The following is a 16,144-nucleotide window of genomic DNA, read 5'->3' as shown; positions in this document are numbered from 1 at the left end:
TGGTCGCCACAGCCTCCGCAGCCCTCTGCGAGAACCGCTGATCGCAGCCGGCGGGCCGGGGCTCCAACGCCCCGGCCGTGCCGCCGCCGCGAAGTTGTCCGGGCACCGGAGGAGAACCTCGCCACGACCGCTCCCTGGCGACCCGAGGGTTACGGACAAGACCAGTCGCCAGGTCCTAGTCCGCCTCCCGGCCGTCCGCTCGTCGCCGCAGCGCGTCGAGGTCGAGCACCACGACCGACAGCCTGCTGGTGCGAACCCAACCGGCGTCGCGTAACACGCGCAGGGATTTGGTGACCGCCTCCCGTGACGCGCCGATCCAGCCGGCCAACTCGTCCTGGGACAGCCGGACCGCGACGTGGATGCCCTTGTCAACCGGTGTGCCGAACCGTTCGGCCAGTTCCACCAGGCGGGCAGCTACCCGACCCGTGCTGTCTTGGGCGCCGAACTCGATCCGTTTGCGGTCGGCGTCACGCAGCCGCTCCGCGAGCAGCCGCATGAGTTGGAAGGCGACCCGGCCCTGCTGCTGCAGGTACTCCTCGAACCCGGCCGGTGGCATCACCAGAGCGGTCGCCGGATCCAACGCCTGCACCGTCGCCGACCGCGGCTGCCGATCCACCGCCGAAAGCTCGCCGAGTAGCGCTCCAGGTCCGCGTACCGCGAGCAGGATCTCGGTGCCGGACGCGCTGTGGCAGGATGCCTTGACCCGGCCACTGACGAGGACGGCGACCCATCCCGACTGGTCGGCTTCGCGGAACAGTACCTCGCCGCGCTGCCAGCGGCGGGTGACGGCCCGCCGTCGAAAGGCTTCCCGCTCGGTGTGGGTGAGCATGGTCCAGAATTCGTTCACTGATCCACCCGCACCGCATACGCCCTGACCAGACCGACTCGACCCTTGACCGCGAGGTCCCCGAGCGGATCGACCGGGACCAGGGTGTTGGTCGACCGCCAGGTCGACTCACCGATGACGATCTGCCCTGGCTCGGCCATGGTTTGCAGCCGGGCGGCCACGTTGACCGCATCGCCCATGGCGTTGAACCCGCGCAGTTGTTCGCTGCCGATGTTGCCGACCAGTGCCGGGCCCGTGTTCACGCCGACGCGGAACCGGGGCCAGCCCGGGTGGCCGGTGGCGATCTCGTTCACGGCGTGCTGCATCTGGGTGGCCGCGCGTACCGCCCGAAGCGCGTGGTCGGGCTGCCGAGCTGGCGCGTTGAAGAGGGCGAGCAACGCGTCGCCGACGAACTGCACCACTGTGCCGCCGTTGTCGAGGATGCACGGCACCGCCACGCCGTGGTAACGGTTCAGCATGGCGACGATCTCCGCCGGCTCCGCCGCTTCGGAGAACGTGGTGAAGCCGCGCAGGTCAGCGAAGAGCGCCGTCACCTCGACGACCGAGCCCCCCAGCGCCGCCTGGTCCGGGTCGGCGATCAGCGCCGCTGCGACATCCGGCGACAGGTAGTGCCGGAACAAGGTACTCAATCGCCGGCTGACCTCCCGCTCGGCGGACAGCGCCTGCGCGGCACGCTCCAGTACCGCGGTCTGCCGTTCGGTGAGCCCGAACCGGTCCGCCAGACCGGCCGCGACCGGGCCGACGTCGCCCGTGCCGTCGCGCTCCCGCTCGGCCAGGGCTGACACGAGTTCCTCCAAGGCGGCACCGTACTCGGCCCGAATCGCCCTGATGGTCTGGTGTAGGGCGATCCCGTCGAACAGCCCGGCCGATGACCCCTCGCGGCGGTACTGTACGAACGCGCTGTAGGCGACGAAGCCGAAGGCCAGCGCCAGCAGCACATGCCACTCCCACCAGGACAACGCCCACTTGTCGGCCAGTACCACCGTCACCATCGCCTCGGCCAGCAGCACGAACGCCGTGATGACGCTGATCAGCACGGCCGTGGGCTGGCGGCGGTACAGCAGGAAGTAGCGAACCGCGGCGACTGTCAGCAGCGCCACCGACAACGGTGCCAGCCAGGTCAGCCAGGCATCCTCGGCGGCTGTGCTCGGCCGATCGGACAGCGGGGGCAGGCCCAGCAGCGACGCCACACCCCAGATGGTGAGGAAGATCGCCAGTTCACTCCAGAGGACGTGTCGCGCGCGCAGGATCGCTGCGCCGCGCGGGCCGTCCAGTGGCAGCGAGGAGGCCAGCGCGAACACGGCGGCGAAGGCGAGCCCCACCGGCTGTGCCAGCTCGAATCCGAGATTCGGATCGTCGACGAGCACCCGCGGAGTGGCCAATGCGTGCAACATGAGGAACCCGGCGCTGGCCAGGAACGCCAACGAGACCAGGAACAGCCGAGCATCGTTGCGGCGATGGGCCGCTGCGCTGACCAGGGCGCCAAGCACGAGGTTGACCAGTGCCACCGTGGCGATCAGATAGAAGTGGCCGATCGGATCGTGCCAATGTACGTCGATCTGTGGGCGGGCCAGCAGCAGCCACAACCCCAGCAGCGGCATGGCCATGTGGATGACCCAGATCAGGCTGCGTACCGGTACGGCGATCTGGCGTACCGATCGGCGGCGGGCCGGCTGCGGAGGCCGCAGCTGCTCGGCCGGCGAGGTGGGAGGCCCGGTTAGCTGTCGCCGCACGCGCCCACGATACGTGGCGTTGTCGGAAGCCTCGGTTCGGCTATGGGTACTTGTACGCAGACCACCGCGTCGGACGCGCGTTGACTTACCGCTGTGAAACGCACTCCACTGCTTACTCTGCTCGGCGGGTCGACACTTGGCGTGATCCTGCTGGCGGCGAGCGTGAACGCCACCGGCGGGAACGACGAACCGCCGGTCCCGGCCGCCGCCCCCGCCACGACTGCCGCCACGCCGGCGTCCGAACCGCCGTCACCTTCCCCGTCTCCGACGGAGGCACCGGTCAACGCGGTGTGGGCGGGACACGTGGCGTCCGGCACACTCGCCATCTCCGTGCAGGACGGCGTGGCGGTGGCCTATCTGTGCGACGGTGTCGCGGTCGAGGCATGGCTCCAGGGCACCGCCGCGGGCGGGCGACTCACCCTGGCAGGCCGCGACGGTGGGACGATCAGTGGCACGTTCGGCGAGGGGCGGGCCACCGGCCAAATCAAGGTCGACAACAAGACCCTGCCATTCACCGTGAAGACGGTCACGGCACCGTCCGGGCTCTACCGGGCCACCGCGACGGCGCGCGGCGCGCAGGTCGAGGGCGGCTGGATCGTACTCGCCGACGGCACCCAGGTCGGCCTGGTCACCGTGGACGGCGCCGCCCGACCCGCGCCGCCCCTGGACACCGATACCGGCACGGTCACCGTCAGTGGCACCGCCCTCACCCCTACCCGTCCCAAGGAGCTGTCGTGACCAATCCCGCCGGCGAGACGGTGACGAAGGCTGGCGACGGGGACGCCGGCCGAGCCACCGGCGCGAGTCAGCTGGCTCTGCTCGGCGTCCCGTTCCTGATCGGTTCCGCGGTCGCGGTGACCCTCGGGGTCTACGGCAGCCTGCACGAGCCGACGGGCGTCGCGGTGAACGTGGCCGGGTTCTCCAGTCCACTGACGGTGAAGGTGTGGCTCGCCACGGGCGCGGCTGTGCTCGCGGTGATCCAACTGCTGTCCGCGCTGTCGATGTGGGGCACGTTCGGCTCGTCGGCACCGGCTTGGTCCGCGCCCGTGCATCGGTGGTCGGGGCGACTTGCCTTCCTGCTCGCGGTCCCGGTGGCGATGCACTGCCTGTACGCGCTCGGGTTCGCCACCTACGACACCCGAGTGGTCGTGCACGGACTGCTCGGCTGTTTCTTCTTCGGCGCCTTCACCGTCAAGATGCTCGCTCTGCCGAAATCTGGCCTGCGCGGCTGGGTCCTGCCGGTGCTGGGCGGTGCCGTGTTCACCGCCCTGATCGGCCTGTGGCTCACGTCGTCGTTCTGGTACTTCACCACGTTTGGAGTCAAGCTGTGACCGAGTTGAGGAAGGCCGCCGGGATGTCCGGTGGCGTGGCGCACCGCCGTGGTGGCCTGGACGCGGGCGGGGCCAACCGTCCTGCCCTGTCCGACGTGGGCGACGTCGTGCGGCCGGTGGCGTGTTCGTCGCGGCGACGGCTGCTGGCCGGGGTAGGTGCCACCGGGGCGATCATCCTGAGCGGTTGCGCCACGTACGACAGTTCCGCACCGGCTGGCGGTGGCGCGGGCGACGGTGGTGGAAACACCGGTGGTGGCGATGACGGCACGGGAACCGGAAATGACGCCGGTGGCGGGCAGGTCCTGGCGCGGACAGCTGACATCCCGGTCGGCGGCGGTGCGATTCTCGCCGACGCCAAGCTGGTCATCACGCAGCCACAGGCGGGCACGTTCCGGGGGTTCTCGGCGATCTGTACGCACCAAGGCTGCAGCGTGGCCGAGGTGTCCAGCGGAACGATCAACTGTCCCTGCCATGGCAGCAGGTTCTCGGTGGCCGACGGTTCGGTGGCCCGCGGGCCGGCACGGCGCAGCCTCGACCCGCTTGACCTGGTCGTCGAGGACGGCAACATCCGCCTCGCCTGAGCGGGTCTGGCGTCGTGGGGCCGCGCAGATCCCTGATCCGGGCGGCCCCGCTACCGGGTCGTTCGCCGTCGCGGCAGGAGCGGCGGCGCTAGGAGAGCACGACGATGACCGCATCTGAGACGGAAACGACCGGCGTGATCGAGAAGACGGCGCAGCTGGTGGATCTTGCACTGCGCGCCTGTGAGGCTTACCAACGCGCCGACCTCGCCGCCCGACTGCGGCATGCCCGGCGCCGGCTGCACGCGACCGACGTGCACGTGGTGGTGGTCGGCGAGTTCAAGAAGGGCAAGAGTTCCCTGGTGAACGCGCTGGTCGGCACCAATCTCTGCCCGGTGAACGACGATCTGGCCACGGCGGTGCCCACCCAGGTGCGCTATGGCGAGCAGGCGGCCGCGGTGTTGCTGCGCGCGGGTGAGCCGCCAACACGGGATCCGATCGCGCTGGAGGACATCCGCGCGCACGTGGTGGAGAGCGACGCCGGGCACGGGCCCGAGCCGTTGGCCGCGGTAGAGGTGAGCCTGCCCCGCAAGCTGCTCGCCGGTGGCCTGGTCCTGGTCGACACGCCAGGCGTGGGTGGCCTCAACTCCACCCACGCGACGGCCAGCCTGGCCGCGACCTCGATGGCCAACGCGGTCGTCTTCGTCACCGACGCGTCGCAGGAGCTGACCCGCAACGAGGTCGAGTTCCTGCACCGGGTGCGGGAGATGTGTCCCACCGTCGCCTGCGTGATCACCAAGACCGACTTCTACCCGGCCTGGCGCAAGGTCCGTGACCTCAACCAGGGACATGTGGGCGGCGAATTCCCGGTGATGGCGGTGTCCTCGGCGCTGCGTTCTCGCGCCGTAGCCGTCGGAGACCGGGACCTCAACCGCGAATCCGGCTTCGGCGAGTTGGTCGCGTTCGTCTCCGACCGCGTCGGCGCACCGGCGGCGAAGCGGCTTGCCACCGAGTGCGCGGCGGACGTCGTGAGTGCCATGGACCAGATCAGTGCCCAGTTCCAGGCCGAACGGGCGGCGCTGGCTGACCCGGACGCCGCGCAGCGAATCGTGGACGACCTCGCCGCCACCCGTGCCCGGACCGAGGCCCTGCGTGGTGCCGCAGCCCGGTGGAGCCAGACCCTCAACGACGGTATCGCCGACCTGACCGCCGATGTTGACCACGACCTGCGTAGCCGGATCCGGAAGGTGGTCGAGGACTCGGACGACGTGATCGCCGACATCGACCCGGCCGACTCCTGGGACACGGTCGAGACGTGGTTGCAGTCGCGGACCTCCGCCGAGGTACTGGCGAACTACACGCTGCTGCGCGACCGGGCCGAGGAACTCAGCCGGGAGGTGGCCGAGCACTTCCGGGAGGCTTCCGGCGCGGCGCTCGACCAGCTCGCCGTCTACGACCCGAGCCGGGTGGCGGCCCGGGCCGGCGAGCACAAGGACCTCGACCTGACCAAGATGACGGTCGGAAAGCAGGCCATGGTGGCGTTGAAGAACGCGTACACCGGCGGGCTGATGTTCACGATGCTCGGCAGCCTGCTGGGCCTGGGGTTGGGACCGATCGGGCTCGGCATCGGGCTCATCATGGGGCACAAGGGCCTGCGCGACGAGAAGAAGCGCCAGCTGCAGAACCGGCGCAGCCAGGCGAAGAACTCGGTCCGGCGTTACTGCGACGAGGTCAACTTCGTCGTCGGCAAGGACTCCCGGGACACGCTGCGCCGGATTCAGCGGCAGCTACGCGACCATTACGCCGCCCTGGCCGAGGAGCTCAACAAGTCCACCGCCGAGGCGTTGAAATCCGCCACCGACGGGGCGAAGACCACCAAGGCGAACCGGGCGGCGCGCCTGCGCGACCTGGACGCGGAGCTGGCTCGGCTGGCGAAGGTGCGGCAGATGGCCGGTGCGATCGCGGAGGGTGCGGCATGACCACGCCGACGCCGATGGACCTGCTGGACCGGACCCGGGCCGCACTGAGCCACGCGATCGGCGTCTATCGCGGGACCGCGGACGAGCCGCAGCTGGTCGCGATCCGTGACCGTCTCGACGAGCCGCTGCGCGTGGCCATCGCCGGCCGGGTGAAGGCCGGTAAGTCCACACTGCTCAACGCGCTGGTGGGGGAGCGGCTGGCGCCCACCGACGAGGGTGAGTGCACCCGCATCGTGACGTGGTACGCCGATGGCCACACCTACCGGGTCACCGCGCACGTCGGCGACCAGCCTCCGGTGCAACTGCGGTTCACGCGCGACGACGGCGCGATCGAGGTCGACCTCGGCGGCCGGTCGCCGGACGACGTCGACCAACTGACCGTGACCTGGCCGTCGCAGGCCCTGCGGACCGCCACCCTGATCGACACGCCCGGCATCGGCTCCCTGACCGAGCGGGTGTCCCGGCGGTCCTGGGACCTGCTCGCCGCCGACGAGGAGGCGACGCCGGCCGACGCGGTGCTCTATCTCATGCGGCACGTTCACGCCTCCGACGTGGAGTTCCTGAAGGCGTTCCACGACGGTGAGGTGTCGCGGCCCAATCCGGTCAACGCGATCGGCGTCCTGTCCCGCGCCGACGAGATCGGTGTCGGCCGGATCGACTCGATGGCGTCGGCACGCCGCATCGCGTCGCGCATGGCGATGGATCCGAGAATGCGGCGGATGGTGCAGACGGTCGTGCCCGTGGCCGGTCTGCTCGCGGAGACCGCGGCTACGCTCACCGAGACCGAGATGGCCCAGCTGCGGCGTGTCGCGGAGCTGGCGCCCAAGGACGCCGAGGTGCTGCTGCTGTCCGCCGACCGGTTCCGAGAGTCGATGCCTGAGCTGGGCCTGACCTCGATCGAGCGAGACCTGCTGTTGGAACGGTTCGGTCTGTTCGGCGTCCGACTGGCCGCGGCGATGGTGCGGCAGAAGGTCGTGGGGACCGCCGCCGAGATGGCCCGCGAGTTGTCGGAGCGAAGCGGCCTCGCCGAGCTCAGGGCGGTGCTCGGCGCACTGTTCTTCGAGCGGCGCGACGTGCTGAAGAGCCGGTCGGCGCTGCTGGCCGTCGACGCCCTCACCCGGACCCGTCCGGTGCCGGGTAGCGAGGCGGTCGCGGCCGAGGTGGAGGCGATCCTGGCCGGCGCGCATCCCTTCAGCGAGCTGCGGGTGCTGACGTCGGTGCGAGCCGGCTGGGTCACTGGCAAGCCCGCCGTCGTCGACGACCTGGAGCGTCTCATCGGGGGCCGGGGCGCCGCGCCGCACCTGCGGGTGGGTCTGGAGCCGGACGCGTCGAGGCAGGAACTGACGTCGGCGGTCCACGCCGCGCTGGAGCGTTGGCAGGTGCGGACCGAGAACCCGATGACCAGCCACGAGATGGCGATCGCCGGCCGGGTCGCGGTCCGATCCTGCGAGGGGATACTCGCTCTTCTGACCAGAAGCGGCCGGGGCGAATGAAGGGGTCAGAGGCTGTCCAGGCCGAACGCGTCATCCGGCCACCGCTCGTCCGGCGGCTGGTCGTCGTGGACGCCGGCCGGGTCGTGCTGCGGGAGGCCGGTCTCATCGGGGTCGCCGAGCGGCTCCGTGTCCATCGCCGCCGACCCCGCCGACCCGGTGCCCGCCGGGTCGGCGTCCAGACCGAACTCAGGTTCGGCCTCCGCCTCCGCCTCCGCCTCCGCACCGAAGCCGAAGTCCAGGTCGAGCAGGTCGCCGGGACCGGTCGCCGACTCGGGCAACGGGTCGCCGCCGGTGGCGGCCTCCCCTCCCGCGGCCCGGTCGCCGGATCCGGCAGCGAGATCGCCGTCCAGGTTCGCCGGGTCGCCGCCGCCGTCGGCGGTCGGTGCGGTAGCCAGAACGTCCAGACCGGCATCGGGATCGCCGGTGGCGTCCGGGTCGCCGAAACCACGGTAGACCATGATCATCGGGGCGATGTGTTCCGCGAGAGCCGGACCCGCCACGTCAGCGTAGTTGGAGACGGCCTCGGCGACGAGGTCGGTGGGCAACCCCGAGTGCCCGTAGCCGCCGAGGAAGCCGTCCGGGTCGGCGGCGTACTTCTGCCGGGCGTCCTCGCTGCCGGCGAGGTCACCGAGCGCGTCGAGAAGTCTGCCCGAGTCCATGCCGCCCACTGTAGGGATCGTGCCGCCGATGCCACAGCGGGGAGATCCCCGACCCATCCCCTAATCGTCGTGGATGGCGGAGGTAGCCGGCCGCGTCGCACGAGCTGTGGACGGAGCCCGCGAGGCACCGGCGATGTCAGGCCGCGAGACCCGAGCGTGGCTGTTGGAACCGCGAAGCGCAAGCGCTGGAGTTGAGATGTACGTGTTGGGAATTGACCTGGGAACCACCTACACCGCCGCGGCGACGTGGCGGGATGGGCGGGCGGAGATCGCTTCGCTGGGCACGCGCGCCGCCGCGATCCCGTCGGTGGTGTTGCTGCGTGACGACGAGACCTTCCTGGTCGGGGAGACCGCCAGCAGGCGCGGGCTGACCGAGCCACGCCGAGTAGCGCGGGAGTTCAAGCGGAGGTTCGGCGACACCACACCGCTGCTGTTGGGCGGGGTGCCGTACTCGGCCGAGGCGTTGATGGCCCGGCTACTCCGCTCGGTCGTCGACGGAGTGATCCAACGCGAGGGCGAGGCGCCGGCCAGGGTCTGCCTGTCGTACCCGGCGAACTGGGGACCGTACAAGACCGACATGCTGCGCCAGGCGGTGCGGCTGGCCGGCATCGAGCAGCCGGTCGAGTACACCACCGAGCCGGTCGCCGCGGCCGTCTCGTACGCCCAGCAGGAGCGGGTCGAGCCGGGGGCCGTCGTGGCCGTCTACGATCTGGGCGGCGGCACGTTCGACGCGGCGGTGCTGAGGCGTACCGGGGACGGGTTCGAGATCCTCGGGCAGCCCGAGGGGATCGAGCGGCTCGGCGGCATCGACTTCGATGCGGCTGTGTTCGCACACGTGGCGGCCGTGATCGGCGGGAAGGTCGCGGAGCTGGACGACGACGATCCGGCCGCGATCGCGGCCGTGGCGCGGTTGCGTGGCGAGTGCGTCGAGGCCAAGGAGGCGCTGTCTGCTGACACCGACGTGTCTATCCCGGTGTTGCTGCCGAACCTGTCCACCGAGATCCGGCTGACCCGTGCGGAGCTGGAGGCGATGGTGCGCCCGGCGCTCCACGACTCGATCGAGGCGATGCGCCGGGCGCTGGCCTCGGCCGGGGTCAAGCCGGAGGACCTGCACTCGGTCCTGCTGGTCGGCGGCTCGTCCCGGATGCCGCTGGTGGCACAGCTGGTCGGCGCCGAGCTGGGCCGCCCGCTGGCGGTGGACACCCACCCGAAGCACGCGGTCGCGCTCGGCGCGGCCTGGCTCGCTGCGGGCGACGCGGCCCGGAAAGCGGGCAGCCCGGCGCCGGCGGCGACGCTCCGGAAGGCGCCAGTGGGCGTTTCCGAGGCGAGCGTTCCGGCCCCGGCCCCGGCCCCGGCCCCGGCCCCGGCCCCGGCGGGGCGGCCGGCCGGCAGCTCGGTGACGGCGCCCATGCCGACGCTCGGGGGCGGAGCCGCAGCCGCGCAATCGGTTCGCGGGGTGGCCACCGTCGGCGGCGGGGGTGGTCACACCGACCAGGCGGGCTCCGACCGCACGCCGAGCACGAAGCAGCCGTCGGCCAAACCGGGCCGGTCGCGCCCGCTGGCCGTCGGCGCTTCGGCCCTCGTCTTGGTGCTGGCGCTTGCTGGTGCCGGATACGCGATGTTCGGCCGTGACGATGCAGATCCGGTGGCCCAGACCGCGGCGGCGTCGGTGCCGACGGCATCCAGCGAGGCGGTGCCCCCGTCCGACACGCAGTGCCCCGAGGCGATCACGGCCAACAAGCGGTGGGCATGCCTGACCGCTGCGGTCTTCGACGGTTCCACGCTTACTATCCGGGGCGACGTCGGTGTCCCGAAGGGCACGGTCCTCGACGTCGACGGCGGCTTCCACCTGCACCTGTTCGGCAGTGACGGCACCAGCCCGGACCCGGCTCTCATGGGTTCCCACGCCGCCGCGCACGGAGTGTGGTTCGTCGAGGACAAGCTCCCGTCCGTCGCCAGGTGGGGCGACGGCAAGTGGGAGGCGATCGCGGCGTACGCACCGGCCGGGCAGACGCTGCCGGACCGGGTGTGTGTGCGGATCGCGAGCGACTGGCACGGGTTGGTCCAGGACACCAACGGCGGGTACGAGACGGGTAACTGCGTGCCGATCACCGAGGGCTGACCGATGGGCGACTGCCGGTTGCGGTGGCCGCAGGCGGTCGTCTCCCGCGGGCGTTTCCCGATCGCGACGGGCGCCCGCCGGGCACCAGTCGCGGGTCGGCCGGCCGCCGCGCTGATCGTCCGCCCGTTCCCAACGGTCCAGGCCGGCGTCTGCGTCGGTCGCCGATACCTGCCGTCCCGACGAGTAGGAGGATGGATGGCCACCCCGGGCGCCTCTGCCACGACCGTGGTCGTGGGTGTCGACGGTGCCGGCCGGACCCGGCGGATGCGCGATCTCGCGGTCGCGCTCGAGCGTTCCGTGCGCTGGGTGACGCTGCCGAGTAGCGGCGAGGACCTCGACCGGGTACTGGTCGAGGCCCGGGCGGAGGATGCCGTGGTGATCGTCGACGACGCACACCACGGGGAACCGGCCACGTGGCGGGCCCTGGCCGCGGCCGCCCGCGCCGGCCAGGCGATGCTTCTCGCGCGACGGCCGATCATCCACGCCGTGGAGCTGGCCGACTTGGACGAGGTCGTCGCGGCGGCCGGCACGGTCGACCAGCTCGGACCGCTGGACGCCGCCGGTATCAGCACGGTTGTCGCTGAGGCGGGCGGGGTCGAGCCCGGCGACGTCACGGTCGAGGAGGTACTCGCCGCCTCCCACGGGATGGCCGCGGTAGCCGCCTCCCTGGCCGCCGCGCGGTCTGTGTGGCCGGTGCCTGCCGCGTTGCGGGCCCGGATACAGCGCCGCCTCGCCGGCCTGCCTGCCGAGGGCGCGGCCGTGGCGCAGGTGCTCGCCCTACTGCTGGACGTGCCGGACTCCGTGCTCGCCACGGCGGCCGGGGTCGCCGTCCAGGTGGTCGCCGATACCACCGGTGTCCTGCAGGAACTCGGCATGATCGCCCCCGGTTCGGATTCGTTGGTGCCGGCCGTCGCCGAGGCGATCCTGACCGACCTGCCACTGGCGGCGCGGCGACAGCTGCACGACCGCGTGGCCACGGCGCTCCTGGACTCGGGCGCTGACCCTTTGCTCGCCGCGGTCCAGCTGCGGCACGCCCGTGCTCTGACGCCCGTGGCGGCGGTCGCCTACGCACAGGCCGCTGATCGGTTGCGATTCCGCAACCCCGGCGCCGCGGTGTCCTGGTACGACGCTGCTGCCGAGGCGGGCGCGGAACCGGCGGCCGTCGGCGTGGGCCGGGCCGAGGCGGCCACGCAGCTCGGTATGCCGGTGGATCTGACCGGGGTCAGCGGCGAGCCGACGCGCCTGTCCATCGTGGGCGCGGCAGTCGCCGCTCAGCAGGGGCGGTGGGACCGCGCGGCAGAGGCACTGACAACCGCCGAACGTCCCGCCCCGGCCCTGGCCGCCGTCGCCTGGGCAGCGACCGGGCATCTTGACCGGGCCCGCGATGCCGCGCGGCGGTCCCGAGCCGAGCCGGGTGGGCGGACGCCGGAGGCCCTGGCGCGGCTGGCCGAGGCCGCGGCGAGCCTCGGCGAGCCGGACGCCGCGTTGACCCTGCTGATCGAGTCCGCCGAGGCCGCCCAGCGCACACCACCCGAGGTGGTGCTGCCCGACTCGCCGCACGCGCTCGGCGCCCTCATCGCCGGGTTGACCGGGGATGTGTCCACCGCGGAGCAGCTGCTCGTCGCCGGTTTGGCCGCGGATGTCGGCGGACCGGCGACCGTCCAGCGGCACCAGTTGTTGCTGGCGTTCACCCGGATGCGTGCCGGCCGCTACGACACCGCGGTGGCGCAGCTGGCCACCACGTCAAACCAGCCGGCCCGGGACCGGCTGCTCACCGCCGCACTCGCAGCCGGGGTGGCCCGCCGTAGTGGTGACGTGGCCCGGACGCGCGAGGCCTGGACCGCAGTGGAGACGCAGCTGGCCCGACGCGCGGTTGATCTGTTCGCGGTCGAGGTCCTGGAGGAACTCGTGGTGGCGGCGGCGCGGCTACGCCGCCTGGTTCGGGCCGAGCCGGTGCTTGACGCATTCGACGATCTCGTTGCACGCGCCGGACATCCGCCGGCGTGGGTTGTCGCGGTGGGCTGGATCCGGTTGCAGGTCGCCGTCACCCTCGAGGACGCGACGGCGGCCGCCGCGGTTGCCTGCGATCTGACCACGGCAGTCGCCCTCGCTGGACCGCGCCAGCGCGCGCAGGGAGCCGCCGCGGCGGCCTGGGCCGACGTGCTGGCGGGCACGGTGGACGTCGACACGGTCTGCTTGGTCGCGCAGGACCTGGCGGCGAACTACCTGCCCTGGGAGGCCTCGCGGTTGGTGGGCCAGGCGGCGATCCGCACAACGGACGCGGCGGCGGCACGTCGGCTGCTGGAACGCGCGCGGGAGCTGTCCACTGCGGAGCTCGGTGGGGGCGAGGAGAGTGGGCAAGCTGGAGTGCTGTCCGATCGGGAGATGGAGGTCGGCCGCCTGGTGCTCGAGGGGCGCACGCATCGGGAGATCGGGTCTCAGCTGTATCTGTCGCCGAAGACGGTTGAGCACCATGCGGCGCGGATGCGGACCAAGTTGGGCGTGTCCAACCGTGCCGAATTCCTCGCCGCGCTGCGGGAACACCCGGGGGTCGTCGTCGGCTGAGCCGCGACCGCGTTACCCGGTTGGCCAACTGGCTGGCATCAACCCCTATTGCGGGGGCGCGTCAGTGGGGGTTTCCCCGATGTCTTCGCTGGGACTCCAGCGGCAGGGTAGGGACACGCCGGGCCGAAGGCGGCCCGGCTAGACCAAGGAGCAAGACGATGAGCATCGACGTGACTGAGCTTTTCCGGGATTTCTTCGCCAAGATCTTCAATGACCGTGAAGCCGCGCAGAACTTCGCGGCCGACCCGGAGGGTGTGCTCGCCGCGGAGGGCATCACCGACGCCGACCTCTCGGGCGTCAACGTGGCCCAGGTCGCCGCGGTCGTCGCTCAGGAGTCGACGCTGCCGCCGGAGACCAAGGACGCGGTTGCGCAGTTCGCGTTCGGCGGCGGGAAGCAGGAGCCGGGCGGTGGCGGGGAGCAGGAGTCGGGCGGTGGCGGGGAGGCGGCGGGCGGCGGGCAGCCGCCGCTGGAGCAGATCGTGCAGACCGTCACCGAGTTGGTCACCGTCGTGCACCAGAACGTCGACCAGTCGACGAGTTTCGTCGACCAGTCGACGAACATCGACAACTCGGTGGACGTGGATGTGGACGGTGACGTGGACGGTGACGTTGACATCGAGAGCGTCGCCACCACGGGTGACGGCAACGTCGTCAACACGGGTGAGGGCGACGTCAACGCGGCCACGGGTGCCGGCGCCCAGGCCATCGGCGGTGACAATGACGGTCAGGCCAACACCGGCGACGGTGCCGTCCTTGCCGAAGGCGGCGTGGACAACGTCAACACCGGCGAAAACAGCGGGGTTGTCGGCGATGGTGACAACACCTTCGGTGACGGCAACGTGGTCGGTGAGGGGAACACGGTCGGCGACGGCAATGTCGACTTTGGTGAGCGCAACGACCTCGCGAACCTGAACTTCGGATCGGGTGTCCAGGACCAGTCGTCCAACTCGATCGACAACTCGGTCAGCGACTCTGACCTGTCGCGGGACAACTCGATCAACGACTCCAACAACGACCAGTCCGTCGAGAACACGTCCGAGAACAATGTCAACACCGAGAACGATGTCATCACCGAGAACGATGTCGACAACTCGGTCAACAACTCGAACAACGATAGCTCGGACAACTCGATCAACAATGACGACAGCGTGAACACCAGCATCGGCGGTGACGTCGACATCGATGCCAACGTTGACAACGGTGGACTCGGTGCGGGATTCGACCCGGTCGACTTCCCCGGGCTCGACCCGCAGGGTGGGCCTGTGCTGGGCGTCGACGAGCAGGTGGCCCTCTGACCCGGATCCGCGGATAGGGATATGCCACCGCGTGGCATAGATGAACGGATGCCTTGCCAGCAGGGACGATTGGGGTTGTCGAGACACCAATCCGCCGCTGTGGGAAGGACACCCGTTCGGTGAAGAAGATACCTGGTTTGGCAGGTCGTGTCCGTGTTGGCGCACCGGACGCGTCGCTGACGCCGGTCTCGGGTGTGGTGGCACGGGCACGGCAAAGTCGGCGGGTGGGGTGTTTAGGCTGGTAGAAGGTCCAGGAGTTTGAGGATCCGGCGGTTCGTGCGGGCGTTGTATCGCAGCGCGGCGGCGATGTTGGTGGTGTCGTGGATTCTGAGCAGGCTGACCACTACGTTTCGTAGGGTTGCCATGACGCGTGGCGTGTTACCGGTCCGGACCCGGGAGGCGTCCTCGCCGAGGGTCACATCCCTCACCCAGTGCAGAACCTCGATTCCCCAGTGTTGGCGCACGTACGCGAGCAGGTCAGCGGGGTCGGCCTGCTCGGCGGTGAGGCTGGTGACATACAGCATCGCCTGGTAGCTGGTCTTGCCTTTGACGGTGACGGTCCGTTCGATCAGGAACACCTGCGCGACGTGCGGGAAGTTCACCTCGGGCGGAGCGGGTATGACCTGGATGGTGCGTCGCTCGTGCCGGCCCCGGTCGTCGTCCACGCTCCACGCGGTGACCGGCACCCCGGCCCAGTCCAGAGCGTCGAGCCGGTCGAACAGGGTGGGCTGGTTGTCCAGCACCGGGAAGATGAAGTGCGCGTCCTTGACCTGGCGCAGCCATCGGGCATGCTTACGCTGCGTCTGCATCGCGTCGGCCGTCACCACCTGGCCGGCCAGCTCGAGGGGCGTCAACAGCGGTACGAACGCGGTGATCTCATTGCTTTTGCCGTCGACCTGGCGCTGGGCGAGTACCACCCCCACGCATGACAACGCGGCGAGCAGGTGCGGCGCCGGGTTGCCGGCGCTCTTCGCACCGCGGCTGGTCTTGCCGTCCACCGCGACCTGGATCAGCCGCGGCCGGTGCCGACCGCGTGTACTGGCCCGCCAGCGGCGCTGGCCAGCGGCCTTGGCCCGGCGACGGGCCTTACGACCTCGCGGGGGCCGTACCCCGGTCCGCGCCTTCGCCCGCTGCGCCGCCAGGGCACGCCGCTGCAGCCACCGACCCATCACCGCGTCCAGCACGTCACCGTCGAGCCGGGCGCACAACCCGCGCACCGTCTTCTCATCCGGACCGACATACCGGCCGGTCGCCGGAGCCACCCGGGCGCCGAACACCTTCAGGGTCTTCTGTGAACACCCGGCGATCCACTGCCCGATCGCGTACACCGACGTATTGCCGGCCAGCACCGCCGCCAGGGCCAACCCGACCACCGTCGGCAACCGATGCCGGATCCCTCGCGCGTCCCGCGGATCAGAAACCTCCGACAGCGCCGCGACCAGGCTTTCCTGCCTGTTACGGCCCAACAGGACCGGTCGTGTCTGCTCGTCCGGCTGGTCTTGGACAGCGTTGATCAGCAATGATGCAGGCGCGGGCACGGTACTCCACAGGGTGATCCGAAGGCGTAGACAACCTCAAGATCACCGGAGCCGTGCCCGCCCC

12 protein-coding genes are annotated in these 16,144 nt (G+C 70.9%); 8 read left to right on the top strand and 4 right to left on the bottom strand.

The window, feature by feature from the left end:
• Nucleotides 1-175: 175 nt before the first annotated feature.
• Nucleotides 176-847 carry a Crp/Fnr family transcriptional regulator gene (locus QTQ03_RS07810; protein WP_289277403.1) on the bottom strand — a complete coding sequence of 224 codons (672 nt, stop codon included), beginning with the start codon at nt 845-847 and terminating at the stop codon, nt 176-178.
• Nucleotides 844-2,454 (bottom strand): adenylate/guanylate cyclase domain-containing protein, encoded by a 1,611-nt coding sequence (locus QTQ03_RS07805; protein ID WP_289280731.1) that lies wholly within the window; start codon nt 2,452-2,454, stop codon nt 844-846. The genes QTQ03_RS07810 and QTQ03_RS07805 overlap by 4 nt, the downstream gene beginning before the upstream one ends.
• Nucleotides 2,455-2,673: 219 nt before the next feature.
• On the opposite strand from QTQ03_RS07805, the gene QTQ03_RS07800 reads away from it, so the two are divergent.
• From QTQ03_RS07800 to QTQ03_RS07780, 5 genes are all read left to right on the top strand, one after another.
• Nucleotides 2,674-3,318: a hypothetical protein gene (locus QTQ03_RS07800; protein ID WP_289277402.1), complete on the top strand. Its 645-nt coding sequence runs from the start codon at nt 2,674-2,676 to the stop codon at nt 3,316-3,318.
• Nucleotides 3,315-3,911, top strand: a complete 597-nt coding sequence (locus tag QTQ03_RS07795) for a DUF6529 family protein (RefSeq protein ID WP_289277401.1) — start codon at nt 3,315-3,317, stop codon at nt 3,909-3,911. The genes QTQ03_RS07800 and QTQ03_RS07795 overlap by 4 nt, the downstream gene beginning before the upstream one ends.
• 23 nt (nt 3,912-3,934) lie before the next feature.
• The gene (locus QTQ03_RS07790) at nt 3,935-4,492 is read left to right on the top strand and encodes a Rieske (2Fe-2S) protein (RefSeq protein ID WP_289280730.1); all 558 of its coding nucleotides are present in this window, start codon (nt 3,935-3,937) and stop codon (nt 4,490-4,492) included.
• A 104-nt stretch (nt 4,493-4,596) separates the two neighbouring features.
• The gene (locus QTQ03_RS07785; protein WP_289277400.1) at nt 4,597-6,408 is read left to right on the top strand and encodes a dynamin family protein; all 1,812 of its coding nucleotides are present in this window, start codon (nt 4,597-4,599) and stop codon (nt 6,406-6,408) included.
• Nucleotides 6,405-7,901, top strand: coding sequence for a dynamin family protein (locus QTQ03_RS07780; protein ID WP_289277399.1), 1,497 nt, complete (start codon nt 6,405-6,407; stop codon nt 7,899-7,901). Before QTQ03_RS07785 ends, QTQ03_RS07780 begins: the two co-directional genes overlap by 4 nt.
• Nucleotides 7,902-7,906: 5 nt before the next feature.
• Here the strand turns inward: QTQ03_RS07780 and QTQ03_RS07775 are convergent, their stop codons facing one another.
• Nucleotides 7,907-8,560 (bottom strand): hypothetical protein, encoded by a 654-nt coding sequence (locus tag QTQ03_RS07775; RefSeq protein ID WP_289277398.1) that lies wholly within the window; start codon nt 8,558-8,560, stop codon nt 7,907-7,909.
• A 196-nt stretch (nt 8,561-8,756) separates the two neighbouring features.
• Here QTQ03_RS07775 and QTQ03_RS07770 point away from each other — a divergent pair, with 196 nt between their 5' ends.
• From QTQ03_RS07770 to QTQ03_RS07760, 3 genes are all read left to right on the top strand, one after another.
• Nucleotides 8,757-10,682, top strand: a complete 1,926-nt coding sequence (locus QTQ03_RS07770) for an Hsp70 family protein (RefSeq protein ID WP_289277397.1) — start codon at nt 8,757-8,759, stop codon at nt 10,680-10,682.
• A gap of 195 nt (nt 10,683-10,877) precedes the next feature.
• A complete protein-coding gene (locus QTQ03_RS07765) occupies nt 10,878-13,247 on the top strand; it encodes a helix-turn-helix transcriptional regulator (RefSeq protein WP_289277396.1) in 2,370 nt (789 codons plus the stop codon).
• Between the two features lie 158 nt (nt 13,248-13,405).
• On the top strand, nt 13,406-14,542 hold the full coding sequence (locus QTQ03_RS07760; RefSeq protein WP_353890577.1) for a hypothetical protein: 1,137 nt from the start codon (nt 13,406-13,408) through the stop codon (nt 14,540-14,542).
• A 233-nt stretch (nt 14,543-14,775) separates the two neighbouring features.
• On the opposite strand, the gene QTQ03_RS07755 is transcribed toward QTQ03_RS07760, so the two are convergent.
• Nucleotides 14,776-16,062: an ISAs1 family transposase gene (locus QTQ03_RS07755; protein WP_289276634.1), complete on the bottom strand. Its 1,287-nt coding sequence runs from the start codon at nt 16,060-16,062 to the stop codon at nt 14,776-14,778.
• Between the last annotated feature and the right edge of the window lie 82 nt (nt 16,063-16,144).

It is taken from the genome of Micromonospora sp. WMMA1363 (assembly GCF_030345795.1).
GTDB lineage: Bacteria > Actinomycetota > Actinomycetes > Mycobacteriales > Micromonosporaceae > Micromonospora.
This window is presented reverse-complemented; position numbering and strand designations above follow the sequence as displayed.

What these genes read in the sequence shown, in the direction of transcription:
- QTQ03_RS07805 (WP_289280731.1), bottom strand. Translation starts at nt 2,454, where the DNA reads ATGGCCATGCCGCTGCTGGGGTTGTGGCTGCTGCTGGCCCGCCCACAG.
- QTQ03_RS07790 (WP_289280730.1), top strand. Translation starts at nt 3,935, where the DNA reads ATGTCCGGTGGCGTGGCGCACCGCCGTGGTGGCCTGGACGCGGGCGGG.
- QTQ03_RS07785 (WP_289277400.1), top strand. Translation starts at nt 4,597, where the DNA reads ATGACCGCATCTGAGACGGAAACGACCGGCGTGATCGAGAAGACGGCG.
- QTQ03_RS07780 (WP_289277399.1), top strand. Translation starts at nt 6,405, where the DNA reads ATGACCACGCCGACGCCGATGGACCTGCTGGACCGGACCCGGGCCGCA.
- QTQ03_RS07775 (WP_289277398.1), bottom strand. Translation starts at nt 8,560, where the DNA reads ATGGACTCGGGCAGACTTCTCGACGCGCTCGGTGACCTCGCCGGCAGC.
- QTQ03_RS07770 (WP_289277397.1), top strand. Translation starts at nt 8,757, where the DNA reads ATGTACGTGTTGGGAATTGACCTGGGAACCACCTACACCGCCGCGGCG.
- QTQ03_RS07765 (WP_289277396.1), top strand. Translation starts at nt 10,878, where the DNA reads ATGGCCACCCCGGGCGCCTCTGCCACGACCGTGGTCGTGGGTGTCGAC.
- QTQ03_RS07760 (WP_353890577.1), top strand. Translation starts at nt 13,406, where the DNA reads ATGAGCATCGACGTGACTGAGCTTTTCCGGGATTTCTTCGCCAAGATC.